This window comes from Streptococcus iniae (assembly GCF_030732225.1).
Taxonomy (GTDB): Bacteria; Bacillota; Bacilli; order Lactobacillales; family Streptococcaceae; genus Streptococcus; species Streptococcus iniae.
Map to the genome: position 1 here is coordinate 2,062,102 of NZ_CP132230.1, position 24,885 is coordinate 2,086,986.

The 24,885-nt window shown below is 38.6% G+C and carries 22 protein-coding genes and 1 tRNA gene; 9 read left to right on the top strand and 14 right to left on the bottom strand.

Annotated features, from left to right (window positions below):
- Window positions 1-216 precede the first annotated feature (216 nt).
- The 5 genes from nusG to Q9317_RS10030 all read right to left on the bottom strand — a co-directional run bounded on the left by nusG (window position 217) and on the right by Q9317_RS10030 (window position 4,035).
- On the bottom strand, window positions 217-759 hold the full coding sequence (gene nusG / locus Q9317_RS10010; protein ID WP_003100341.1) for a transcription termination/antitermination protein NusG: 543 nt from the start codon (window positions 757-759) through the stop codon (window positions 217-219).
- A 154-nt stretch (window positions 760-913) separates the two neighbouring features.
- Window positions 914-1,090 (bottom strand): preprotein translocase subunit SecE, encoded by a 177-nt coding sequence (gene secE / locus Q9317_RS10015; RefSeq protein WP_003100345.1) that lies wholly within the window; start codon window positions 1,088-1,090, stop codon window positions 914-916.
- Window positions 1,091-1,101: 11 nt separating this feature from the next.
- Window positions 1,102-1,254: a 50S ribosomal protein L33 gene (rpmG, locus tag Q9317_RS10020; protein ID WP_003100347.1), complete on the bottom strand. Its 153-nt coding sequence runs from the start codon at window positions 1,252-1,254 to the stop codon at window positions 1,102-1,104.
- 48 nt (window positions 1,255-1,302) lie between these two features.
- Window positions 1,303-3,621 carry a penicillin-binding protein PBP2A gene (gene pbp2a, locus Q9317_RS10025; protein ID WP_003100349.1) on the bottom strand — a complete coding sequence of 773 codons (2,319 nt, stop codon included), beginning with the start codon at window positions 3,619-3,621 and terminating at the stop codon, window positions 1,303-1,305.
- Window positions 3,622-3,654: 33 nt separating this feature from the next.
- Window positions 3,655-4,035: a RidA family protein gene (locus Q9317_RS10030; RefSeq protein WP_003100351.1), complete on the bottom strand. Its 381-nt coding sequence runs from the start codon at window positions 4,033-4,035 to the stop codon at window positions 3,655-3,657.
- Between the two features lie 200 nt (window positions 4,036-4,235).
- Here Q9317_RS10030 and Q9317_RS10035 point away from each other — a divergent pair, with 200 nt between their 5' ends.
- Together Q9317_RS10035 and Q9317_RS10040 are read left to right on the top strand one after the other, a co-directional pair.
- On the top strand, window positions 4,236-4,427 hold the full coding sequence (locus tag Q9317_RS10035; RefSeq protein WP_003100353.1) for a hypothetical protein: 192 nt from the start codon (window positions 4,236-4,238) through the stop codon (window positions 4,425-4,427).
- A complete protein-coding gene (locus Q9317_RS10040; protein WP_016356199.1) occupies window positions 4,411-5,295 on the top strand; it encodes an RluA family pseudouridine synthase in 885 nt (294 codons plus the stop codon). Before Q9317_RS10035 ends, Q9317_RS10040 begins: the two co-directional genes overlap by 17 nt.
- A gap of 215 nt (window positions 5,296-5,510) precedes the next feature.
- On the opposite strand, the gene Q9317_RS10045 is transcribed toward Q9317_RS10040, so the two are convergent.
- Window positions 5,511-7,148 (bottom strand): zinc ribbon domain-containing protein, encoded by a 1,638-nt coding sequence (locus Q9317_RS10045; RefSeq protein WP_016356200.1) that lies wholly within the window; start codon window positions 7,146-7,148, stop codon window positions 5,511-5,513.
- Between the two features lie 224 nt (window positions 7,149-7,372).
- Between Q9317_RS10045 and Q9317_RS10050 the strand changes: the two genes are divergently transcribed.
- Entirely contained in the window at window positions 7,373-8,866 is a 1,494-nt protein-coding gene (locus tag Q9317_RS10050; RefSeq protein ID WP_003100362.1) for a C69 family dipeptidase, read from the top strand.
- A 309-nt stretch (window positions 8,867-9,175) separates the two neighbouring features.
- Here Q9317_RS10050 and Q9317_RS10055 read toward each other — a convergent pair whose 3' ends face one another.
- The 7 genes from Q9317_RS10055 to Q9317_RS10085 all read right to left on the bottom strand — a co-directional run bounded on the left by Q9317_RS10055 (window position 9,176) and on the right by Q9317_RS10085 (window position 17,464).
- Entirely contained in the window at window positions 9,176-11,500 is a 2,325-nt protein-coding gene (locus Q9317_RS10055) for a hypothetical protein (RefSeq protein WP_003100364.1), read from the bottom strand.
- Window positions 11,501-11,589: 89 nt separating this feature from the next.
- Window positions 11,590-11,919, bottom strand: a complete 330-nt coding sequence (locus Q9317_RS10060; RefSeq protein ID WP_003100365.1) for a YSIRK-type signal peptide-containing protein — start codon at window positions 11,917-11,919, stop codon at window positions 11,590-11,592.
- A gap of 170 nt (window positions 11,920-12,089) precedes the next feature.
- The gene (groL, locus tag Q9317_RS10065) at window positions 12,090-13,718 is read right to left on the bottom strand and encodes a chaperonin GroEL (protein WP_003100367.1); all 1,629 of its coding nucleotides are present in this window, start codon (window positions 13,716-13,718) and stop codon (window positions 12,090-12,092) included.
- 31 nt (window positions 13,719-13,749) lie between these two features.
- On the bottom strand, window positions 13,750-14,040 hold the full coding sequence (groES, locus tag Q9317_RS10070) for a co-chaperone GroES (protein WP_003100369.1): 291 nt from the start codon (window positions 14,038-14,040) through the stop codon (window positions 13,750-13,752).
- Between the two features lie 141 nt (window positions 14,041-14,181).
- A complete protein-coding gene (locus tag Q9317_RS10075; RefSeq protein ID WP_003100371.1) occupies window positions 14,182-16,629 on the bottom strand; it encodes an ATP-dependent Clp protease ATP-binding subunit in 2,448 nt (815 codons plus the stop codon).
- A 2-nt stretch (window positions 16,630-16,631) separates the two neighbouring features.
- The gene (locus tag Q9317_RS10080; RefSeq protein WP_003100373.1) at window positions 16,632-17,090 is read right to left on the bottom strand and encodes a CtsR family transcriptional regulator; all 459 of its coding nucleotides are present in this window, start codon (window positions 17,088-17,090) and stop codon (window positions 16,632-16,634) included.
- A 170-nt stretch (window positions 17,091-17,260) separates the two neighbouring features.
- Window positions 17,261-17,464 (bottom strand): cold-shock protein, encoded by a 204-nt coding sequence (locus Q9317_RS10085; RefSeq protein WP_016356203.1) that lies wholly within the window; start codon window positions 17,462-17,464, stop codon window positions 17,261-17,263.
- A gap of 283 nt (window positions 17,465-17,747) precedes the next feature.
- Between Q9317_RS10085 and Q9317_RS10090 the strand changes: the two genes are divergently transcribed.
- Both Q9317_RS10090 and Q9317_RS10095 read left to right on the top strand, forming a co-directional pair.
- Window positions 17,748-18,014 carry a hypothetical protein gene (locus Q9317_RS10090; RefSeq protein ID WP_003100378.1) on the top strand — a complete coding sequence of 89 codons (267 nt, stop codon included), beginning with the start codon at window positions 17,748-17,750 and terminating at the stop codon, window positions 18,012-18,014.
- Window positions 18,015-18,017: 3 nt separating this feature from the next.
- Window positions 18,018-20,081: a cation:proton antiporter gene (locus Q9317_RS10095; RefSeq protein WP_003100380.1), complete on the top strand. Its 2,064-nt coding sequence runs from the start codon at window positions 18,018-18,020 to the stop codon at window positions 20,079-20,081.
- Between the two features lie 135 nt (window positions 20,082-20,216).
- Here the strand turns inward: Q9317_RS10095 and Q9317_RS10100 are convergent.
- Window positions 20,217-20,287 (bottom strand) — tRNA-Cys (locus tag Q9317_RS10100).
- A 298-nt stretch (window positions 20,288-20,585) separates the two neighbouring features.
- Here Q9317_RS10100 and ahpC point away from each other — a divergent pair.
- The 4 genes from ahpC to tsf all read left to right on the top strand — a co-directional run bounded on the left by ahpC (window position 20,586) and on the right by tsf (window position 24,864).
- The gene (ahpC, locus tag Q9317_RS10105; RefSeq protein WP_003100382.1) at window positions 20,586-21,149 is read left to right on the top strand and encodes an alkyl hydroperoxide reductase subunit C; all 564 of its coding nucleotides are present in this window, start codon (window positions 20,586-20,588) and stop codon (window positions 21,147-21,149) included.
- Between the two features lie 21 nt (window positions 21,150-21,170).
- On the top strand, window positions 21,171-22,703 hold the full coding sequence (gene ahpF, locus Q9317_RS10110) for an alkyl hydroperoxide reductase subunit F (protein WP_003100384.1): 1,533 nt from the start codon (window positions 21,171-21,173) through the stop codon (window positions 22,701-22,703).
- Window positions 22,704-22,929: 226 nt separating this feature from the next.
- Window positions 22,930-23,697: a 30S ribosomal protein S2 gene (gene rpsB / locus Q9317_RS10115; protein WP_003100386.1), complete on the top strand. Its 768-nt coding sequence runs from the start codon at window positions 22,930-22,932 to the stop codon at window positions 23,695-23,697.
- Window positions 23,698-23,823: 126 nt separating this feature from the next.
- Window positions 23,824-24,864 carry a translation elongation factor Ts gene (gene tsf / locus Q9317_RS10120; RefSeq protein ID WP_121791555.1) on the top strand — a complete coding sequence of 347 codons (1,041 nt, stop codon included), beginning with the start codon at window positions 23,824-23,826 and terminating at the stop codon, window positions 24,862-24,864.
- Window positions 24,865-24,885 lie beyond the last annotated feature (21 nt).

A 24,885-nucleotide genomic window follows, 5' to 3' on the forward strand; every position in this document is an offset into this window, starting at 1 on the left:
TAAAATTAACACCATTTTTTAATTATCTAAAACGATAACCTTAATTACATTATAGTTATATTTTATCTTTAAGTCAATATGTGCTAATGTTATTATTTTATTTTCATTATATTGCAGTTCTATTTCAAATAATTATTAAAAAGACAGACAAAAAGCCACTAAACTCAAGGAATGAGCTCAGTGGCTTAGTTTTCTTATATTAAAAATGAGAAAGTTTTATGAGAGTTCTGCGATTTGGTAAAGTTCTACTTCTGCCACTGTTTCTGAACCAAACATGTTAAGCATTAATTTAACTTTATTATTTTCAATTTCGACAACGCGTCCCTCTTGACCCATAAAGGCACCGTCAATAATTTGAACAAGGTCACCTTCTTTAATATTAGTGTCAAAGACATCAATGGTTTGCCCCATTGATAACAAGATGGCACGAATTTCCTCTTCAAGTAATGGTGTTGGTTTTGAACGGTTTCCGTGAGAACCAACAAATCCTGTAACGTTTGGGGTGTTACGCACCACAAACCAAGCTTCATCAGTCATTACCATTTCAACCAAGACATAACCTGGGAAGCGGTTTTCTTCAATTTCTTTGCTTTGGCCGTTTTTTTCAACATTTACGGTTTGCGTTGGAATTTCAACACGCAAAATATTGTCTAGCATATCGTAGGTTTGTGCACGAAGCAAGAGGTTTTCTTTTACTTTATTTTCATATCCTGAGTAAGTTTGTAAAACAAACCACCCTTTATCAAAAGAATCTAACATTATATTTCCTTTCATCAGAAAAAAGCCTCTAGCGGCCTTTAGTATCTTTTCGTCACTTTCATTATAATAGAAGAAGACTTCTCTGTCAACGAATTCCCTCTTTCTGACACCATAAAAAGGCCAAGTCATTACACTTAGCCTTTTAGTATTTGTCTTAAAAATGATTAATTAAACTTAAAATTCCTTTTGACAAGACTTGGTCAAAGATATAGATAATGATCGTAAAGAAAGCCGTATACTCAAGTACAGAGATAAAATCTTTCCATCGTTGTTTTCTATTTGGCCAAGTTGTATCTTTTAAAACTTTAAAAATACCACCAATAAATCCCATCAATCTCTCCTCTAACGTGTCTCTTTATGTAAGGTATATTTCTTACAGTGTTTACAAAACTTATTTACTTCTAGTCGTGTTGGTTTTGGCGTGCTACTTACTGAAATAGAGTAGTTTCGGCTGCCACAATCCACACACGCTAGGCTTGCTTTTTTCTGTGCCATAACGCCTCCGTAGAGAATATTCTAACATGATTTGAACATTTGCGCAAGCTATCTGATATAGTCTACTATTCCTTGCCAGAGTTTTTGCGCTTTCTCTCTTAGGCCTGACTTATCAACGGCGTCTGAGATAGACTTAGAAGCTTCCTCGGCCGATTTTCGCAAACCGTCGATAATGTTCTGAGAATCTCTGGCTGTGTCAGTTGATGTCTCGTTAACGCCATAAACAGCTGAAATCCCATTAACTGCGTAAGCATTATCCACCTTAAAGGAAGTCCCTTTGGTGTAAGGCAAAATATAGGAGGCTTGACTGCTAAAAATGGCTGACGCTGTTCCAGCACTTGATCCTGTCAGGTAATGATTTTCATCAGTTTTATTAAAGCCAATCCACTGGCTAATGACCACGTCTGGCGTGTAACCAATAACCCATTGATCTCCTGATAAATCAGGGTTAAAATCCGTTTCTGTTGTCCCTGTTTTACCAGCCAAGGTGTAACCATAAACATTGGCATTAACTGCTGAACCATTAGAGAAAGTCCCAAGCATCATGCTGGTCATCTTATCAGCAACAGACTGGCTGATTACCCGTTTGGATTGGTCTGAGTGAGCCTTGACCACCTTACCACTTGCTGTTTCAATTTTGGTGATAAAATGAGCTGTATGCATCACTCCATTATTAGCAAAGGCTGAATAGGCCTGTGCCATCTCAAGCGGATTTGTCGTTACACTACCGCCAAGGGCTATACCAAGCTCTTTATTTGCAGCATCCATATTAAGACCAAAGCTCTTTCCATAGCTAACTGCCTTACCAATACCTAACTCCTTAACCGTTGCGACAGCAGGAATATTATAGGAATTGGCTAAGGCTTGATACATAGGAACGTCTTCTGATTCGTAGCCCCCATAGTTGTGAGGTTGGTAGCCCCCAAAATCTTGGAAAGTGTTTGGTAAGAGTTTATCAATAGACCAACCCGAAGCAACAGCCGGAGCATATACAATCAAAGGCTTAATCGTTGAGGCGGGACTTCGTTTAGACTGAGTCGCGTAGTTGAAACTTCTAAAGGTTACATTTTCAGTACTATTTACCCGGCCAACTAAGCCTCGAACCCCTCCAGTCTTAGGATCAAGAGCAACACTAGCGCCCTGAGCACTGGTACCATCAACTTCTGAAACTGGAAACAGACTTGGTGTGTTGAAGGTCGTCTGCATACCTGTTTGATAATTCTGGTCTAATTCAGTGTAAATCTTGTAGCCATTATTAACAATATCCTTTTCAGAGATGCCATAACTTGAGATTGCCTCATTAATAACAGCATCAAAATAAGAAGGGTATTTATAATCGTTGGATTTGCCCTTGTAGGTATCGGCTAATCGGTTGCCCATTCCAACCGTCTTGGCCTGATTGGCTTGATTCTGAGTGATTTTACCAGTCTCAAGCATAACAGATAAGACTGTATCTCTTCTGTTTGTCGCATTTTCAATAGAATATAGGGGATTATAAATCTCAGGCCCTTTTAGCATACCAGCAAGCGTTGCTGCTTCATCAAGCGTGAGATTAGCTGCGCTTGTCCCAAAATATTTCTGACTGGCGTCTTCAACGCCCCAAACCCCATTACCAAAGTAAGAATTATTAAGGTACATGGCCAAAATTTCTTTCTTGCTGTATTTTTTGGTTAATTCCAAGGCTAGAAAGAACTCACGCGCCTTACGCTTAATGGTCTGGTCTTGCGACAGATAAGCATTCTTGGCTAATTGCTGTGTAATGGTAGAACCACCACCAAAACGGCCACCTGTTAAGACAGCTAAGATGAAACGTTTGAGATTTATCCCTTTATTTTCATAGAAACTTCTATCTTCAGTTGCAATAACAGCATTTTCCAAGTCATCAGAAATAGCATCCAACTCAACATAGGTCCCTTTTTGGCCAGACAAACTTCCAGCATATGCTGCTTTTTTGTCGTAAATCACGGTAGTTGCCTTCAAAGCATTTTGCAGGTCAGAAACCTTAGCAGTTTTAGATAGGTAAAAGAGATAAGACCCTACCATTAAGACAAAACATCCAATTAAAATGAAAAGGATTTTACCAATATGGTAACGCCGCCAAAATCGTCTGATGGGATGCTGTGGTGACGGCAGAAAAGAAGCCAACTTCCTTAACCATTTGGGCTTCTTGCTTTTATCATCATAAAGGGCAGACTGACTCCGTTGAAAAGACGACTGACCAGATGAAGAAGGCCCATCACTGAAACCTTCTCCCTTGTCCTGATCTTGTTGACTTTGCAGTTTTTCCAGTTCTGCTTTTTTTTGAGCTTGTTTTTCCCTATATTGCTTTGGGAAAAACTTTTTTTGCAATAATTCTAAAAATGTCATAGGGATAGGATACCACTATGGGAAAACCTTAGCCTAGTCAAAGGTAACGGCCTTAGAATAAGCAATCGCATCCACTTGAAACAGTAGACCTTCTGCTCCGCCTTGATGTGCAAATTCCGTTTGAATGGATTTGCGGGCAGGGTATTTCCCATTAAATCTTTCTTTTATAACTTTTTCCAGTGTTGGAATATTCCACACATCTCTAAATAAACAATCCATTTTAACAACTGCATCTAAAGTGAGACCAACCAAGCCTAGTCGTCTTTCCATCTCATCAAATGCAGCGTTGATTTGTTCTTCAATTGGCTGACCAATTGCTCCGGCACAATAATTTAAAAAGAAGTAATCACCAGCTTCAACAAGACCTGTGTGTGCCCATTCTTCATTAACGTCATAACGCCTAATACTTTTCATTTATCTTCCCTCTAAATCTCTAAACTTGTCAACATATTATAACAATTTTTTAGGCAAAGCCCTACTAAAAAACATTTTCTAACACCATCTCATAACTGTTCAGAAAACAGCTCTATACCAAGCACAGCCATTTCCTCTGAAAAATGATATAATAATTGTATTACAAAAAGAAGATATTTCTTTAGAAAGTAGATGACAATATGAATAAATTTAACGCCTTTAAAGAAACCTTATCTGTCGAAAGCCTTAAAGCTATCTATGATGAAACTCGTCTCGAAGTGGCTAGCGATGAAAAAGAAGGTACTGAAGCTTTCTCAGCAACGCTTGCAACTCAGATGGCACTTAACCTTATTGAAAGATACCACGATTGGCTCAATGAAGATCAAAAATAAGCCCAACGGTTTTGAGGTTTCCTTTACAAGCCCCTACCCTCAAACCACTGTTAAAGAATTGCTTGAGGAATATCTCTTAATCCCACGCAAAATTCGGCATTTTTTGCGCACCAAAAAGCATCTACGCATCAACAATGAGCTGGTTAACTGGCAAAGTCCGGTTAAGACCGGAGATAACATTAGCCTCTTTTTTGACCAAGACGACTACCCTCTTAAGGACATCCCCAAAGGAGATGCTGCTCTTGTTGACTGTCTCTACGAGGATGACCATCTTATTGTGGTTAACAAAGTTGAAGGCATGAAAAGTCACGGCAATGCTCCTGGTGAGATAGCCTTATTGAATCACGTGTCTGCTTATATTGGACAAACTGCCTATATCATTCATCGCCTTGATATGGAAACAAGTGGTGCTATTGTCTTTGCTAAAAACCCATTTATTTTACCCATTATGAATCAACTTTTAGAAAAAAGACAGATTCATCGGGAATATTGGGCTTTGGTTGATGGGCATTTGGAGCAAAAAGACCTTACTTATCGGCAAGCTATCGGCAGACATCGGTCTGACCGTAGAAAACGGGTGGTAGACCTAAAAAATGGACAAAGGGCAATAACGCATGTTAGCCGTCTGAAATCTTATGCAAACAAGCAGACATTGATTAATTGTCAGCTAGATACAGGGCGTACCCATCAAATTAGGGTTCATCTCTCTTATAATGGGCACCCTATTGTAGGGGATCCTCTTTACCATAAATTTAGCAGCTCACGCCTTATGCTTCACGCCCATCGTCTCAGCTTCACCCACCCCTTAACCCTCAAAAAAATGAGTCTTGAGGCGACTTCACAAACATTTGAAAATGGACTTCCTTAGAAGCCCATTTCAGATTGAAGAAAAAGTCCATTTTGGGCAATTTTCTTCAATCTGTTTTCTTTTACTTGAAATTAAAAAAACACATGGAACCACTGTTATAACAGTATTTCTATGAGTTTGAATTATGTGGTAGTCAACCTTTAAACTAACAATTTTTCTATCAATAAGAGGGTTTGTCTACGTTCTGAAATGGACTTCCTTAGAAGCCCATTTTCTTATTGTTTTTTCATGCTAAATCCGGAAGCAGGTTTGTTAAAATCAAAGTCTGATTGACTACCTGTCTGCCAAATAACTGGGGTTAAACTATTACCATCAAGGTGAACACCTTGGGTATATTTAACGCCGCTACCGCCAACTCCACCACCAATAATCATGATTGAACCTGACACTTCTTGCTCAAAGAACAATTGGTAATTGTGATTGCCTCTATCTTCAAACTTGACGACTTTAGCGGTCATGGTTTCATCTTTACGCTTAGGGTCTTTGTAATCTGTCTTGCGAGTGACAGTGCCATCTTCTGAGATTGTAAGGGTATAGATGGTATTATCCTTATCCAATACCCAAGTTCCTACACTGCCTTCTGGAACAAGAGCAGGTGGTTTGACCTGATTAGTTTCACCAGTCACCGTAATATTTTTAGTTCCAGATTGGCTAACAAGATAATGGTTCCCTGATTTCTTAAGGGTCACTTTACCATTCAGGTCTTGTGTGATATTTCCAGCTGTTTTTTTATCAGGATCTGTTTCAGCGCTATAACCAAAAACATAAGTTGCCGAGAAGTCCAGAAGGTAACTTTCCTTACCAACTTGCGTCATATTATTAAGGACAATATTTGGAATAGCAAGACTTGAAGCCCTTCTTGAATCTGTTTCTAGTTTGGCCTTGATACTGTCTTTCAAGCCCTTGTAAAAGACATTGTCAACCCCATTTTCAAACACATCATTAAGCGTTGCAGGGTCCTTTCGACTACTTGTATAGGCCATCAGCTGATTAAAAGCAGCAATGAGGTATTCCCCAGCTTTTTGCTGTTCGAGTAAGTTGTCAACATTAAGCTCAACATTAGCCCCTTCTGCAACTTTTGATAGACGAGCCTTTTTGGACAGGAGGTCACCATCCATAAATTTCTTTTTAACATATACCTGCGAAGCATCCGTTATTGGGTAATCAACAACCTTGTATTCCCCTTCTCTTAACGTTCCTACACGGCTGTCGTCAAAATAGAGTTCCCCGTCTTTGAGGTTACTAGTCACAGTAAAATTCTTAAAAGTAACTGTTAAATCAATCACCTTACTCTGACCATCATATTTTCTACTAACTTCAATCTTACGGTCTTTATACATACCATCTAAACTTGCAGTATAATCCGAAATAGGGAGACGTTTAAGATCAGTTGTAAACTGTTCAGAAGTGCTAACAGTAACCTTCTTGCGATTCAATAAAATATCCACATCTGGCACATTGGTTTTAATGGTTAAGGCCATTGGCTTAACTGCAATACGATAGTCTGGGAAAATAAAAAATTTGCGTCCCACCGATTTGACATAGACATCATCATTAGCTGTTGCTTTTTTCAATTCTGTTGCTAATTCTTCACGCTGTGATTTGTCTAAAATATCGAAATTAGTGTACCTAGCTTCGTCATTTGTTATTTGTTCATTATTATCAGACCAAACAAGGTAGCCTTTTATATTTTCAAATGGTGTTGCTTTTTGGCTACTACGAGCTTTGACATAGCGATTAACCAAGCTAGCCTTAGAACAATAAATACCTGTAAAGACCAAGCTAATGATAAGTAATGCCGCACAAAAACCGCCTGCTCTTTTAACCCACTTTTGATGAAAAAAAGTTCTCATTTTCAACCTCTTTCTTGCAATTCTTTTATTTATTATATCAAATAATAGGCCTTTATTGCTTGTTTTTTGACATGAGTTAGGGAGAATTTTTACCCAAGAGGCCAGAAATTCTTCTAAAATTTAGATAATTTACAATATGAGAATGCATTGGAAATCACTTGAATTCAACTCATAACTATCCTATAATATTATTGGAAGCGCTAACACTATTAGGAGGTTCTTAAATGAACAAGAAACAATTTGCCTTAGGCACGATCACCCTCTTAGGAGCACTCGGCATCCAACAGACAGCTTTGGCTTGCACTGGTTTTATTATCGGAAAAAACTTAACTGCTGATGGAACTGCACTTTACGGTCGCACAGAAGACCTCGAACCCAACCACAACAAGACCTTCCTTGTCAGACCAGCTAAAGACAACAAGAAAGGGGATATGTGGAAAGACCAAGCTAATGGTTTTAAATATGAATTACCAGCTCACTCTTTCAAATACACTGCCGTTCCAGATGTTACCCCTAAAGCTGGTGTCTACGATGAAGCTGGCTTTAATGAACATGGCGTCTCTATGTCAGCAACGGTATCAGCTTCAGCTAATGATGCCATTCAAAAAGTTGATCCTTATGTTAAAGATGGTCTTGCTGAGTCATCAATGACCAGTGTCATTCTCCCTAGCATTAAGACAGCTCGTGAAGGGGTTGAACTCATTGCTAAAATTGTTACAGAAAAGGGATCTGCTGAAGGCAATATTGTTACTTTAGCTGATAAAGACGGCATTTGGTACATGGAAATCTTATCTGGCCACCAGTATGTAGCCATCAAATTCCCTGATGACAAATTTGCTGTTTTCCCAAATACCTTCTACCTTGGCCATGTTAACTTTGAAGATAAGGAAAACACCATTGCTTCAGAGGATGTTCAAGTTATCGCTAAGAAAGCCAAAACGTATAAGGAAGTTGATGGCCAATTCCATATTGCACAATCATATAATCCTAAAATGAGTGATGCCAATCGTTCTCGGGTATTTTCCGGAATCAAATCCATTGACCCTGATGCTAAAGTTACTTACAAGGATGATAATTATGAGTTACTTCAAAGCACTGACAAAAAATTGACTTTAGAAGACGCTATGGCCTTACAACGTAACCGATTTGAAGGTCTGGATTTAAAACCTTTAGACCAAATGGAGCTTGATGGCAAAGGGAAACCAAAATCCAAAGATGCTGTTAAAGGCTATGCCTACCCTATTTCAAACCAAAATGTCATGGAAGCTCACATCTTCCAGCTTAAAGAAGAAATGCCTGCTGAATTAGGTGGTGGTGTCATGTGGTTATCTATTGGTAGCCCACGAAATGCACCGTATTTGCCATACTTAGCTAATATTACAGACACTTACTCCGCTTACAAAGAAAAGAGTACTAAATACAATAAAGACTCTTGGTATTGGACAATTTCGCACATCAATGATATCCTTGCTGCCCATCCAAAAAAATATGGAAATCACATCATCGATGAGATTAAAGCGCTCGAAAAAACTTGGATGACCGAGCAAGATAAAAGCAATCAGGAATTAACCGAATTGGTTAAAACAGATCCTAAAGCTGCTGCTGAAAAAGCAACAAATTCCTCAAAAGAACGAGCAGAAAAAACATTTAAACGCCTTAAAGAAATTGAAGCAAAATTAGTAAAAGAAACTTCTAAAAAAGCTAAGAAAGCCAACTGAGGAACAAAACCAGAAGCACCTGACATCTATCAGGTGCTTCTTAGGAGGTTATGAGAAACTAAGCCAATAACTACTGGCTAAATTTCTGTTTTAGGGATAGATTAAGAATAAGGTCTAAGACTTAAAAAAAGCTTAACGAAAACATCTAATCTATCTTATAACTTAATTAAGCCTTTTTTAAGCTTTATAAGACATAATATAAGCATCCTAAAACTTTTCTTTTTCATAATCTCAAACCAAGCTCGGAGAATTCCAAGCTTGGTTTTTGACTGTCAGCACTAAAAAAATCAGACACTCGGTCTGATTTTTTTAGTTTTTTTCTTTTTTGAAAAAGCTAGCTGCCATTCCAAATAATAAACTACTTGTTACCAGCGTTAGCAATAATGAATCTTTTTCTCCTGCTACTGGAAGTTCTTGGTTTTTCACTGTTGGTGTCGCCATTTCTGCCACAGCTGCTAGTCTTACTTTAGGGGCTACTTGGTTTTTAGTTTCTGTAACGACTGTTTCCCCAGCTTCTTCTATGGCTTGAGGAGTCTCAACTTTTTCGGGTTCCACAACAAGTGGCAGCTCCTTAGTTCCCACCGCAATCACTGTATTTTGTGCTGCAATAACAAGAGGTTCCGAATATAAAATGGCTTCGAAATGACTGTCAGCACCTGCTTCAACAAAATGATAAGATACTAAAGCTTCCGTTGAACGCCCATCTTGACCTTCAAAAACGGTTACTTGCTTACCTTTATCAAGGCTAGCATCCTCTATATAATTAACGCCTTTTGCGATATGCGTGACACGGTCGCTTCCAATACGATAGTGTACAATCATCGGACGCATTTCAGCAAGGATTGTCTTTGTGGTTTGTGAAGTTATTTCTCCTGTTACAGAATCAACCTGATAACTTGTAACAGATTGCTCTAATCCATCAAGACCTTGATCAATCACTTTAACTTCCCATTGCGCTATACTATCATCCGAAACTTCTTGATAGACAACTGTTCTTACAAGCACTTTATCTGTCACTTGAGGTTTAGTGCCTTTTGTAATGATTTGGTTTTCAACAGGGATTGATAAGATAATAGTATCTGTTGCCACTAGCTGATTGTTACTGTCTAGTGAATAGGTTCTACGACTGGTTTCTTGACCATTAGTACCTGATTGAATCCTATCTGTTTGCCCACTTGGGTCATAGGCCATGGTTTCGTCTCCAACATAAATGGTCTTATAGACTGTTGTTTTTGTTGTTTCCTCTGGTTTAGCCCCATAAATAACTTGACCATTAACTGGCAGTTTTGTTTCTGTGAGGGTGCTATATGGCAAAACGGTTGCTGTTCTAGGATATTCAAAAAGTCTATTGTAGAGCCCTGCAAAGTAGTATTCACTCTGAGCAAATGGGCTATAGCCTCCACTTTGAACCGAGTAGGCATCTCCGTTTGAAGAAGCCTGATACATGGTATAGGGCTTGTTAAAGAAACGGTGCATAAGGTACTGACTAAAGCCCTCAGCAAAAGCTTCTTCTGAGTTATCACGATAATATGACCAAACATTTGGCTGATCAAAATAAGTGTGGTAAACGTCTAAAAATTCTTTAGTGTCTGAGAATCCCATAACACTCGTTAATTCATTGTCAGTATTATTATCAACGGCTTCTGTGTAAATGCCACTCTTATAATCAATGATATGGGTCAATTCATGAAGCACTGTTGCCAACAATTCTGTTGTATCTGCCGTATATTTCAGCTCAATACTACGGTCTGCTGAACTAGCAAGACCCAAGGTTGTCTCACCATATCCTGGAATAACACCATCATAAATAATAACTGTTGTTAAGACACGGCGAATCTCCTCAGGCAAAGTCTGTAGACGTGCTTCAAAGTCTGCTTTTTGTTCTTGAGGCATGCTTGTGTGACTATAATCAAAATCAGTTGCAACAGTGTCTTTGTAATTATTATAGCGTTGCGTCAAGGACTGAAATTGGCTCTCAATCATTTTCATATCATTGACTTGTTCGCTAGTCATAACACCTAATGCAGTCAGCTGCTTTTCTGCCTCTTTAGCCCTCAAGTAATCTGCTTTTATATCTGCATACATAGCATCTGTAATGACATTACTATTGTTATATCTCAAATAATCATCTGCCTCTGCTATCAAATCAATTGGAACAATAGTGTTAGCTGAATCTTCTGCTGAGGTTGTCCATAAATCTTCTTTTGAACTCTGAAGCAAACGTGAATAAAAAGCTGCATCATCTGACAAACCCAAAATACGACGAAGTTCAGTATTAGCAGGGTCCATCATCTCACTTGTTACTTTACGGATAACAGATTGCCTTGTTGTCGTACCATCTGGATTCGTTGTCGTAACAGTTTCTTGTAGAAGGTATTCGCTGAACTGATTCAATTCACGAATAGTTGATTCTGACAACTCATAATCAGCTGTCGCCTTTGGCATAGCAACAAATAAATCATTAATAACCAGACGGTCACTTGGCAAAGCCTTGGTCTGATCAATGTGGTAAAAATTGCTATCACTCCACTTGTAGTCCTCTGAAGTCACCGCATCACTAACCGGCGCTGTCGATTTTGTCTCAATGTGATAGGTTGTCTTTGTTACTGTGGAACCGTCCACAGGGTTAATCACGAGATTATCACCATAAGCTTTACTCGTATCAAGACTGTAAACTGTTTCTGCCTTTATTGTTTCCGTTACAACAGTCGTTTCCTTTGTTCCTAAAACAATAACCGTTTCAGTAGGCTCAATCCGTTGAACTGTCGTCTTTCCATCTGCTGTAGTTGTGTATGTGTTTGAACAGCGCTATAACCAACCTCTTGGGCAGGCTCATCAACATAGCGAATTGGACTCTTGATAACCGTCTCAGTCACAAGAGGTTGTGCCACAGCAGGATCACTTGCAACCACTAGCCCCGAGTCAGCAACAGAAGAACCTTGAATTTCCTCAGCACTAACAAAACCTGTTGTTAATAGAACTCCCAATAAGACACTACCAACCCCTAATACCGTTTTTCGAATACTAAAAATGTGCTTTCTTTCTTTAAACATATCCCTCAACATCCCCTCTTCATAACTCCATTTATTAGTTAGTTTATTGATTGTATCATATCAATTCCTAATCTCAAAGCATTTTGTCAGAATTTTCTTTTTTTATGATAAAAAATCGAGCCTCCCAAAAGGGAAGCTCGATTAGCTTTAATTCACTTTTTAAGTGTTTATTACATCATCCCACCCATCATGCTTGGGTCCATTCCACCTGGCATGGCTGGTGCTTCTGGTGCAGGTTTGTTTGCAACCACTGCTTCAGTTGTTAGAATTAAACTGGCCACTGAGGCTGCATTTTGTAAAGCTGAACGGCTTACTTTAACAGGATCAATAATACCTGTTGCAATCATGTCAACCCACTCTCCATTAGCTGCATTAAAACCTGTTCCTGCTGGACTATTTTTAAGTTTGTCAATAATAACAGATCCCTCAAAACCTGCATTGTAAGCAATTTGACGAACTGGCTCTTCTAAAGCACGCAGAACAATATTTCGTCCAGTTGCATCATCACCTTCAAGTTCCAAGTCAGCCACTTTATCAATAACAGTTACAAAAGCAGTTCCTCCGCCTGTAACAATACCTTCTTCAACAGCCGCACGAGTTGCATTTAAAGCATCCTCAATACGAAGTTTCATCTCTTTCAATTCCGTTTCAGTTGCGGCACCAACTTTAATCACTGCAACACCGCCAGCTAATTTAGCAAGGCGCTCTTGCAATTTCTCACGATCAAATTCAGAAGTGGTTGTTTCAAGTTGTGATTTAATTAAACCAATGCGGTTTTTAATAGCATCTAAACTGCCTGCCCCTTCAACAATAACTGTTGAATCTTTGTCAACTGTCACTTTAGCAGCTTGACCTAAAGCAGCAAGTGTTGCATCTTTTAAGTCTAACCCTAAATCTTCTGTAATAACTGTACCGCCAGTTAGAATGGCAATATCTTCCAACATAGCTTTGCGGCGATCGCCAAAACCTGGTGCTTTAACGGCCACAACATTGAATGTGCCACGAATTTTATTAAGCACAAGTGTTGGCAAAGCTTCACCATCAACATCGTCAGCAATAATTAAAAGTGGACGGTTAGTTTTAAGCACTTCTTCTAACAAAGGTAAAATTTCTTGGATGTTAGAAACTTTTTTATCCGTGATTAAGAGATAGGGATTTTCTAAATCAGCAACCATTTTTTCATTGTCTGTAACCATATATTGCGATAGGTAACCACGATCAAATTGCATCCCTTCAACCACTTCAAGTTCTGTTTCCATACCACGTGATTCTTCGATGGTAATAACACCATCATTACCAACACGTTCCATAGCTTCAGAAATGTATTCCCCAACTTTTTCAGAGCGAGATGATACTGCAGCAACTTGTGCAATAGCTGCTTTATCAGTTACAGGTTGCGCAATAGCTTTTAATTCTTCGACAGCTGTTTTAGTCGCTAATTCAATACCGCGGCGAATTCCAATTGGATTTGCACCAGCTGTAACGTTTTTTAAACCTTCACGCACAATAGCTTGTGTTAAAACAGTTGCTGTTGTTGTCCCATCACCTGCAATGTCATTTGTTTTTGACGCCACTTCTGAAACAAGTTTAGCACCCATATTTTCAAAGTGATCTTCAAGTTCAATTTCTTTTGCGATGGTTACACCATCATTTGTAATCAATGGTGAACCAAAGGCTTTTTCAAGAACCACATTGCGCCCCTTTGGCCCAAGCGTTACCTTAACAGTGTCAGCCAACATATCAACACCACGCACCATTGCTGCACGCGCATCTGCTGAAAATTTAATATCTTTTGCCATATGATTTCCTACTTTCTTTTACCGATCTATTTTATTTTGAGATAATTGCTAGAATATCAGATTCACGAACCAATGTAACATTTTCATCATCAACAGTAAGGGCAAGGCCATGACCATTTTCAATCAAAACACGGTCTCCTACTTGAACTGATGAAGGCACAACTTCTCCTGTAATAGTACGCATACCTGTTTCACTGACGGCTAAAACAGTTGCTTGTCTTGTTGCTTCATGGTGTCCGCTGGCAAGGACAAAACCACCAACCGTTTGTTCTTTATCTTGATCAACTTTAACGAGAACACGGTCTCCTAAGGGTTTTAACATGATTACTACCTCCATTAAATGAAATTTTAAGTTATTTTTAGCACTCGCTATTAAAGAGTGCTAAATCTGTTTACTATTTTATCACTCGTTTAAAAATAGTCAAGAAAAAAGAGCTTAGTTTTTCACTAAACTCTTTGATTGTTATGAAGAGATATCGTATTTTAATTTCCCTTGCGACATACCAATTTTCAAGGCATGACCAGCTGAGAGCTGACCTGATAAAATGAGCTCTGACAATTTATCTTCAATTTCTGTCTGGAGGGTACGTCTAAGAGGACGAGCACCCATTTCCACATCATATCCTTTTTCTGAAAGGTACTTAAGGGCCGATGGTTGAAGTTTGAGGGAGATCCTTTTTTCTGCTAAGGTATTTATCAATGGCTGCACCATAATCATAACCACTTGACGCATGTCTTCTTGACTCAAGCTATGGAAGACCACTTTTTCATCAATTCTATTGATAAATTCTGGTTTATAGGCTTTTTTAAGTTCTTCTAAAATGCGTTTTTCCATGGCAGTATGGTCATGGCTAATGGCTTTGGCTCCAAAACCAACCGTCTTGTCATCACGCAAGGCTGTTGCACCAAGGTTACTTGTCATGATAATAATGGTATTTGAGAAATCAACACGACGACCACGACTATCTGTCAACATCCCATCATCTAAAACTTGCAACAAAACATTAAAGATATCTGGATGGGCTTTTTCAACTTCATCAAAGAGTAAAACCGAATAAGGTTTGTTGCGCACTTTTTCGGTCAATTCTCCACCTTCATCATAGCCAACATAGCCTGGAGGAGCACCATTTAAACGGCTTGCCGCAAATTTTTCCATGTATTCAGACATGTCAAAACGAATTAAGGCAGACTCATCATCAAATAAGACTTCAGCTAAGGCTTTGGCAAGTTCTGTCTTACCAACACCTGTTGGCCCAAGGAACATGAAGGAACCAATTGGGCGCTTGCCTGTTCTAATTCCTGATTGATTACGACGAATAGCCCTTGAAATAGCTGATACTGCATCTTCTTGACCAATAACACGCTTATGCAACTCTTTTTCCAAATTCAAATATTTTTTACTGTCTGCTTGACTTAATTTTTCAACTGGAATACCTGATAATTGACTTAAGGTTTTTAGAATATGAGCCTCTGTAACAGGAGTTGGCTTTAATTTAGGACTAGGCTTATCTTGCTTAAGCAATTTCGAAACTGCCTTAAAATCACCTTCTATGATTGCCTTATCAATAGCATTTAAAGGTGATGGGGGGTCTTTTTTTACCATTCCTTGAACAGTAGCACTAGCTTCATCTAATAAATCAATAGCCGAATCTGGAAGCTGCTTGCTGGTTAAATAGCGATGGGCTAACTTAACACTAGCGCGAGCCGCCTCGTCAGAAATAAGCACATTATGAAATTGCTCATAAGATGATTTAAGCCCTGAAATAATAGCATAAGCATCTTCTAAATTGGGTTCTTCAATTAAAACTTTAGCAAAACGTCTTGAGAGAGCTGCATCTTTTTCAATGTGTTTTTGATATTCTTCTTGGGTTGTTGCGCCAACCATATGAAGCGTCCCACGTGATAGGGCTGGTTTTAAGATATTGGCTGCATCTAATGTACTGTCAATGCCACTTCCTGAACCCATTATTGTGTGTAGTTCATCCACAAACAAAATGATATGGCCATCCTCTTCAATATCAGCAATGATTTGATTCATACGTTCTTCAAAGTCACCTCTAAAACGCGTCCCAGCCACCACGCTCATCATATCAAGTTCCAAAACACGCATTTCTTGCAACTCATACGGAATAGCACCTGTTGCAATGCGTTGTGCTAGCCCATAGGCAAGAGCTGTTTTACCAACCCCAGCATCTCCAACAAGAACAGGATTATTCTTAGTTTTACGGCTAAGTACTTGGACCATGCGAGAAATCTCTTTTTCACGTCCAATAACTGGCTCAAGCAAGCCTTGATGAGCAAGTTCTGTTAAATCGCGCGTAAAATCTGATAAGTCTCCCGCAGTGCTAGGCGGCTTCATCATCTCTGAGAAGCTTCCACCTGCCTTAGCTTTTTTAGGTTTACGCAATTCATAAATGGCTTTAATGGTCTCTTTACTATAAGCTGCATGAATTTCAATAGCCTTACGAAGATCCACTAAACGTGGCTCACCGCTGCCATCATCTTTCATTTTATAACCTGCTAGTTCCAAGACGCGACTAGCCATAATGTCAGGATTTAATAAAATTGCAAACAAAACATGCTCAGAACCAACTTCTTTTTCATTGGTTACCTGACTAATAGCATTAGCAAAGTTTAGGATGTGTTCCAAACTCTTTGACTGTAATTTTAGTTCAAATCCTCTGACAGATTCCTTAGGGCTTTTGCCCATTGCTAAAATAGCTGCCGCTTCATATTCTTCAACAGCAATTTTTGATTCAAACTCACTGAAAACAAGGCCTGCCAAAGAATTTTCAACAGCTACCATAGCTAATAATATATGCCAAGTTTCTAAATAATGACTTTCAAAACGTGCTGCTTGAAATTGAGCATGTTTAAAAATCTCCTGCATTTTATTGGAATAATTGATCATCCTTAACTTTCCTTTCTATCAATACGCTGGAGTAGCCTGCACAACATGCGTGAACGAATGTGTGACGCTTCAAGACCTAAAACTGAGTCCGAAGCCATTGCTAAGATAAGATTGCCTTCTCGGTCTGAAATAAGACCTTCATCACACAATATTTGAAGGGCATCTATAAACTCTTGCTGGCAAATCCCACCTTGAGTTGTCGCCCTCAAACTACCAATTAAATGATGTTTATCTGAGAACTGAACCTTAGCAATCCTAATATAACCACCGCCACCACGTTTGCTTTCAACTTCATAGCCTTTACTTTCTGTAAAACGGGTTTTGATGACATAGTTAATTTGACTTGGGACAACCTGAAAGGAATCTGCTAGAAGAGACCTTTTTATCTCTGCAATACCAGATTGCGCTAGTAATTCCTTAATATACTCTTCAATGCTGTCTGAGGTATTTTTCTGAGACATTTACTCACTCCCTTTTACAACCAAGAATAGGAATTACTCTTGGCATTCTTGACTAAAACTGACTTTTATTATAGCAGAATGCGCTTGTTAAAAGCAAATCATATTCTTCATCAGGAAATGACAAAAAGCAAATCCGAAGATTTGCTCTTTTTTATCTATTCAAATTCTGATTAAGATAATTTAGTGATATTGACTGCTTGAGGACCACGTTGACCTTCTTCAACATCAAATTCAACTTTTTGTCCTTCATCTAAAGATTTAAAACCATTAGATTGGATTGCTGAAAAATGTGCAAAAACGTCTTGACCGCTCTCAGTTGAAATAAAACCGAAACCTTTTTCAGCGTTAAACCATTTAACTGTACCTTGTGCCATATTCATTTACTTCCTTTCCATTTAGTATAGATTTGTAAAAATAGAGAGAAATGAAAATGTTAAACACAACTATTACTCAATTACTAATTTACTCGTTAAGTATAGCAAATACAGGTTTTATTGTCAAGATGTCAATTATATGAAACCTTTTTAAAACAAGCGAGTAAGCGCTTAATCATTTTTGTAATGTTATTAGTTGAGTTTATCCCTATTCTAGGCTAAAATGTGATATATTCAAGTCAATTATTAGACTTTAAAAAATAGACAAAACCTAGGAGAGACAATGACTGACACAAACCTTATCAGCCGTATTCAAAACATGCGAGATAAATATTTGGAAGCTGACAAAATCTCACATTTTCCTGACACTTATAACTGTCAGGATCTTCGTAAAGCTAAAAAAATCAAAAAGAAACTCATTACTTTAGAAAAAGAACGCTGCCATTATCTGATGGAAAATCAAGATGTTTCACTGATTGACCAACAAATTGCACGCTTAAAAGATGATTTTATTAAGCATTCTACAACAGAAAATAGTCAGGACACGTAGTCAATGCCAATTTCAGTACTCGTTATTGCTTTTTTACTTTCTTTAATTGCATCCAATGTTATTAATAGAATATTCCCTCAGTTGCCACTTCCTGCCATTCAACTCTTTTTCGGCATTCTTTTTGGTATTTTCTCAAAAGACCATCAACTCATCCTAAACCCTGAGCTCTTCTTAGCCTTTGTTATTGCACCACTTAACTTTAGAGAAGGCCAAGAAAGCGATGTTAAGAGTTTCCTACGCTCGCGTGGTCTGGTCATTTACTTAATCTTACCAACGGTTATGCTAACAACTGTGCTCATGGGATATAGTATCAATAGTTTATTACCTATAGAAATTCCACTTGCCATGTGTTTTGCGATGGGGGCAGCACTCGCTCCCACTGATGCTGTAGCTTTCTTATCACTTGCCAAACGTTTCAAATTTCCAAAACAAATCAAAAACACATTAACATCAGAAGGATTGCTTAATGATGCCAGTGGTTTGGTAGCCTTTCAATTTGCTTTAACGGCATTAGCAACCGGCTATTTCTCCCTGTCAAAAGCTGGCTTACACCTCTTAATTGCTATTTTTGGCGGTATGGCCATAGGCCTTATTTTTGCTTTGTTAAATCGCATCTTCTTGTCCATTCTTGAGAAATTTAATGCTGCTGACGTTACCGGAGCTTTATTTTTAGAACTCACACTCCCATTTGTGGTCTATTTCCTTGCCCATATGCTTGATGTGTCAGCCATTATTGCTGTTGTTATCGCAGGGGTTATGCAGGCCAACCGTATTAAAAAAGTGACCCTTTTTGATGCTCAGGTCGATCGTGTCACCAATGTGATTTGGGAAACCATTAATTTCATGCTCAACGGTCTTGTCTTTATCATCTTTGGTATCGAGCTTGCTCATTTCACAGGTCCTGTTCTAACCAGTCCAACTTATAGCAATCTTTACCTCCTCATCCTAGTGCTAACCTTAACAACTCTACTCTTTTTGATACGCTACCTCTGCATCTTCATTTTCTACTTTTTCAGGAGCCGTCGCTATAAAAAATCCGTTAAAAAATACTTAAGAGAGATCAACCTATTAACCTTCTCAGGTGTCAAAGGAAGTGTCTCGATTGCCATTGTACTCTTGTTACCGCAAATTGATAGCTTCACCAATAGTTTTATACTTTTCACTGTTGGTGGGGTAACATTGCTGAGCTTTCTAACAGGTTTAGTGATCTTACCAAGACTAGCACCTTTAGCCAATCAGCCTCAAAATTACCTGACAAAAATCGGCATTTTAGCCAGTGTTTTAAAGAAATTAGAAAGAGAAAGTTTAGCATCCAACCATAACCAAGCTGAGCTCTACTATGTCTTAGATACCTATAATCAACGGCTGGAACATCTTATCCTTGAACAAGAACCTAATCACGTCAAAGAGGAATTAGCAGAACTACAATTGTTAATTTTATCAATCGAAAGTGATGGTTTAGAACATGCCTTCAAATATAAGGACATTACAATCTTTGAATACCGACTCTATCAAAATTACCTTAAACACTTAGAAAGACAGGTCAACCGCAATTTCATCTCTAGCTTTGCCTACTCTTTGAGCATTTTCTTGCGGGTCGTCCGACATGTTTTCAGAGAATTTCTATCACTGAGAAGTCTTCTGACCCAACAATTAGCATCTCTGCAGGCTAGAGCCAAACTAACCGATGCCAACCGTGAGCGTCTGACGGAACTGTATCTAAACAATACAGAATTGGTTTTAGAAACCTTAGAAGACCTAGAAGGTTTCTATAATTCCTCACTGGTTAACTTCATCCAAAACCAAAGGCTCCAAAGTGCTGAGCTTATAAAATCAGGACTCTTTGTTGAGCGTGTTATTGCTAATGTCATCCCTGATACAAGTGGCGAAAGACTTTTTGGTTACTATCTGGAACGACAAACTATTCATGAATTTGAAGTTCAAGGACAACTAACAGCACAAGAAGCGCAAACTCTACGTGATGAAGTCAATGAACTTGAAAGCTACTCCCTTAGAGATGATTCATCAAATCTTATTAATGATTACATTAATTATAAACACAACTAAAATCTAGAAATGCTCTAGCTTTTAATCACTACTGTACATTCTTTCAATATTTAGGCAATAACTTTTAGCAAAAAAATAAACCCCTTGAAAATTCAAGGGGTTTATTCTATGTAAAAATTTTTAAAGGTTATTTAAAGGCGGTAGACGGATTTGAACCGACGATCAAGCTTTTGCAGAGCCGTGCCTTACCACTTGGCTATACCGCCACAACATAAATTATTTTACCTTAATTTCTCGAAAAGGTCAATATGCATTTCATCATTTAAGTAAGTAAAATTCAGAAGATATTTTTTTAAAAATTTTTTTCTCATTTTTCTCCTAATCTACTACTAGTCCTAAATCTTTAAATGCTTTCACTACGCTTTTTAGAATGATTCCAATTATCAAACCAGCATTCAAATCCGGTTATTGTCAGAAAAATGACGGAATTATTAAGCGCTTTCCTTTGGACATTACACCTTATTTTTCCTATAATACACATAATAAAATAAAGGAGGACATCATATGTCATTAATCGGAAAAGAAATTGCTGAATTTTCAGCAGATGCTTATTTAAACGGTGAATTTATAAAAGTCACAAGTGAAGATATCAAGGGAAAATGGTCTATTTTCTGTTTTTACCCTGCTGACTTCTCATTTGTCTGCCCAACCGAACTTGGGGACTTGCAAGAACAATATGAAACCCTAAAATCACTCGGAGTAGAAGTTTACTCCGTTTCAACAGATACACACTTCGTTCATAAGGCTTGGCACGATGACTCTGATGTCGTTGGAACACTAACATATACCATGATTGGTGACCCATCTCATACTATTTCTACAGCTTTTGACGTTCTTGATGAAGAGAGCGGCCTTGCACAACGTGGAACCTTTATCGTTGACCCAGATGGTATCATCCAGATGATGGAAATTAACGCTGATGGTATCGGTAGAGATGCAAGTACGTTAATTGATAAAATCCGTGCTGCCCAATATGTCCGTAAACATCCAGGTGAAGTTTGCCCTGCTAAATGGAAAGAAGGCGAAGAAACTTTAACACCAAGCTTAGACCTCGTTGGTAAAATATAAGCAAGAAGAAAGGAGGCTACTATGGCCCTAAGTTCAGACATTAAAAAACAATTAGAGCAATACCTAGCCCTTTTGGAATCAGACATTGTTTTACAAGTTGCTCTTGGTCATGATGCTAATTCTGAGAAAGTAAAGGATTTTGTTGACGAAATAGCTGCAATGTCTACTCGTATCTCAGTCGAAGAAACACAGTTGCCACGCAAACCATCCTTTAAAATCGCACAAAAAGGCAAAGAAAGTGGCGTAACATTTTCTGGGATTCCCTTAGGGCATGAATTCACTTCATTTATCCTAGCTCTCTTGCAGGTTTCAGGCCGTGCTCCAAAAATTGACGATGAGTTAGTTACAAGAATTAAAGCAATTGACAAGCCTTTTCACTTTGAAACCTACGTCAGCTTGTCCTGCCATAATTGCCCAGATGTAGTACAGGCTTTCAATATCATGGCTGTCTTAAACCCTAATATCAGCCACACCATGATTGAAGGTGGAATGTTCCAAGACGAGGTTACCCAAAAAGGCATTATGTCCGTTCCTACAGTTTTTCTTGGCCAAGAAATTTTCCATTCTGGCCGTGCAACTATTGAGGAACTTGTTGAAAAAATTGCAGGTCCTATCTCTGCAGATGCCTTTGCCAACAAGGAAATCTATGACGTCCTTGTCATTGGCGGAGGTCCTGCTGGTAATAGTGCCGCTATCTACGCAGCAAGAAAAGGTCTTAAAACAGGACTTTTGGCCGAAACTTTCGGTGGCCAAGTTATGGAAACTGTTGGCATTGAAAATATGATTGGTACCTTATATACAGAAGGCCCAAAATTAATGGCACAAATTGAAGAACACACCAAATCTTACAAGGTTGATATTATTAGAGCTCAACTTGCTACCAAAATTGAGAAAAAAGAATTGGTGGAAGTAACACTGGCAAACGGCGCTGTTCTAAAAGCTAAAACAGCTATCTTAGCACTAGGAGCTAAGTGGCGAAATATGAATGTTCCTGGCGAAGAGGAATTCCGAAATAAAGGAGTTACTTACTGTCCACATTGTGACGGTCCTCTATTTGAAGGAAAAAATGTAGCCGTTATTGGTGGGGGCAACTCAGGAATGGAGGCTGCCCTAGACTTAGCAGGACTCTGTAAACATGTTACCGTTTTAGAATTTTTACCAGAACCTAAAGCTGATAAAGTTTTACAAGATCGTGCTGCCAAAACTGAAAACGTAACTGTTCTTACAAATGTAGCCACTAAAGACATTATTGGGGACGACCATGTTACTGGTCTTAACTACAGTGACCGTCAAACTAACGAAGAAAAACGCCTTGATTTAGAAGGAGTCTTTGTTCAAATAGGTCTTGTACCAAACACTGCTTGGCTCAAAGATAGTGGCATTGCGCTGACAGAACGCGGTGAAATTATTGTGGATGGCCATGGTGCAACTAATATTCCAGGAATTTTTGCTGCAGGTGACTGCACAAATTCTGTTTACAAACAAATCATTATCTCGATGGGTTCAGGTGCAACAGCTGCAATTGGTGCATTTGATTACCTCATTAGACAATAAGATACAAAAGCCAATCTATTGCTTTCAAAAGCATCATAGATTGGTTTTTGTTTGTCCAAAATAGATAGATTTCACTTGCAAATCAACACATTTTCTGTTAAACTTATAAAGTCGCTTATGTCGACAAATACTCATCTTGAACCAATTGTGAACTGGTTGCCCTTTGGGGTTGGTTTGCAAGTTGAAGTTTGAGAGAGGAAAAAACATTATAAAGGAGAAACTACTCATGGCAGTAATTTCAATGAAACAACTTCTTGAGGCTGGTGTTCACTTTGGTCACCAAACTCGTCGCTGGAACCCTAAGATGGCTAAATACATCTTTACAGAACGTAACGGAATCCACGTTATCGACCTACAACAAACTGTTAAATTAGCTGACCAAGCTTACGAATTCGTTCGTGATGCTGCTGCTAACGACGCTGTGATCTTGTTCGTTGGTACTAAAAAACAAGCTGCTGAAGCTGTTGCTGATGAAGCTACACGTGCTGGTCAATACTTCATTAACCACCGTTGGTTAGGTGGAACTCTTACTAACTGGGGAACTATCCAAAAACGTATCGCTCGTTTGAAAGAAATCAAACGTATGGAAGAAGAAGGAACTTTTGAAGTTCTTCCTAAAAAAGAAGTTGCACTTCTTAACAAACAACGCGCTCGTCTTGAAAAATTCTTGGGCGGTATCGAAGATATGCCTCGTATCCCAGACGTAATGTACGTTGTTGACCCACATAAAGAACAAATCGCTGTTAAAGAAGCTAAAAAACTTGGTATCCCAGTTGTAGCTATGGTTGATACAAACGCTGATCCAGATGATATCGATGTTATCATCCCAGCTAACGATGACGCTATCCGCGCCGTTAAATTAATCACTGCTAAATTAGCTGACGCTGTTATTGAAGGCCGTCAAGGTGAAGATGCAGACGTTACTTTTGAAACAGAAGCAAAAGCAGATTCAATCGAAGAAATTGTTGAAGTTGTAGAAGGCGACAACGCTTAAGTAACACTAAGTGTAACTTAGCAAAGGCTTAACTTGACAATCGAAAACCTAAACGGGGCAGAAAGCAAACCGCTCTGTCTCGTTTTTTTAAACTAAATTGTAATAAAATTTTGGAGGATTCTACTAATGGCAGAAATTACAGCAAAACTTGTAAAAGAATTACGTGAAAAATCTGGTGCCGGCGTTATGGACGCTAAAAAAGCACTTGTTGAAACTGATGGAGATATGGACAAAGCAGTTGAATTACTTCGTGAAAAAGGTATGGCTAAAGCTGCTAAAAAAGCTGACCGTGTTGCCGCTGAAGGGTTAACTGGTGTTTACGTTGATGGTAACGTTGCAGCTGTTGTTGAAGTTAATGCTGAAACAGACTTTGTTGCGAAAAATGCTCAATTCGTTGAATTGGTAAATGAAACAGCTAAAGTTATTGCTGAAGGTAAACCAGCTAACAACGACGAAGCAATGGCATTAACGATGGCTAACGGCTCAACTCTTGCTGAAGCCTATGTTAACGCAACTGCTACAATCGGTGAAAAAATTTCATTCCGTCGTTTTGCATTAATTGAAAAAACTGACGAGCAACACTTTGGTGCATACCAACATAACGGTGGCCGTATCGGCGTTATCTCAGTTATCGACGGTGGCGATGACACACTTGCTAAACAAGTATCAATGCACATCACAGCTATGAAACCAACTGTTCTTTCATACACTGAACTCGATGCACAATTCATCAAAGACGAATTAGCACAATTAAACCACGCTATCGAACTTGACAATGAATCACGCGCAATGGTTGACAAACCAGCACTTCCATTCTTGAAATTTGGTTCTAAATCTGAATTGTCAGATGACATCATTGCTCAAGCAGAAGCTGATATCAAAACTGAATTGGCTGCTGAAGGCAAACCAGAAAAAATCTGGGACAAAATCCTTCCAGGTAAAATGGACCGCTTCATGCTTGACAACACTAAAGTTGACCAAGCTTACACACTTCTTGCTCAAGTTTACATCATGGACGACAGCAAAACTGTTGAAGCTTACCTTGACTCAGTAAACGCAAAAGCAATTGCATTTGCACGTTTTGAAGTTGGTGAAGGTATCGAGAAAAAAGCTAACGACTTTGAATCAGAAGTTGCTGCAACTATGGCTGCTGCACTTAACAACTAATTTATATCAAGAAAGAGACTG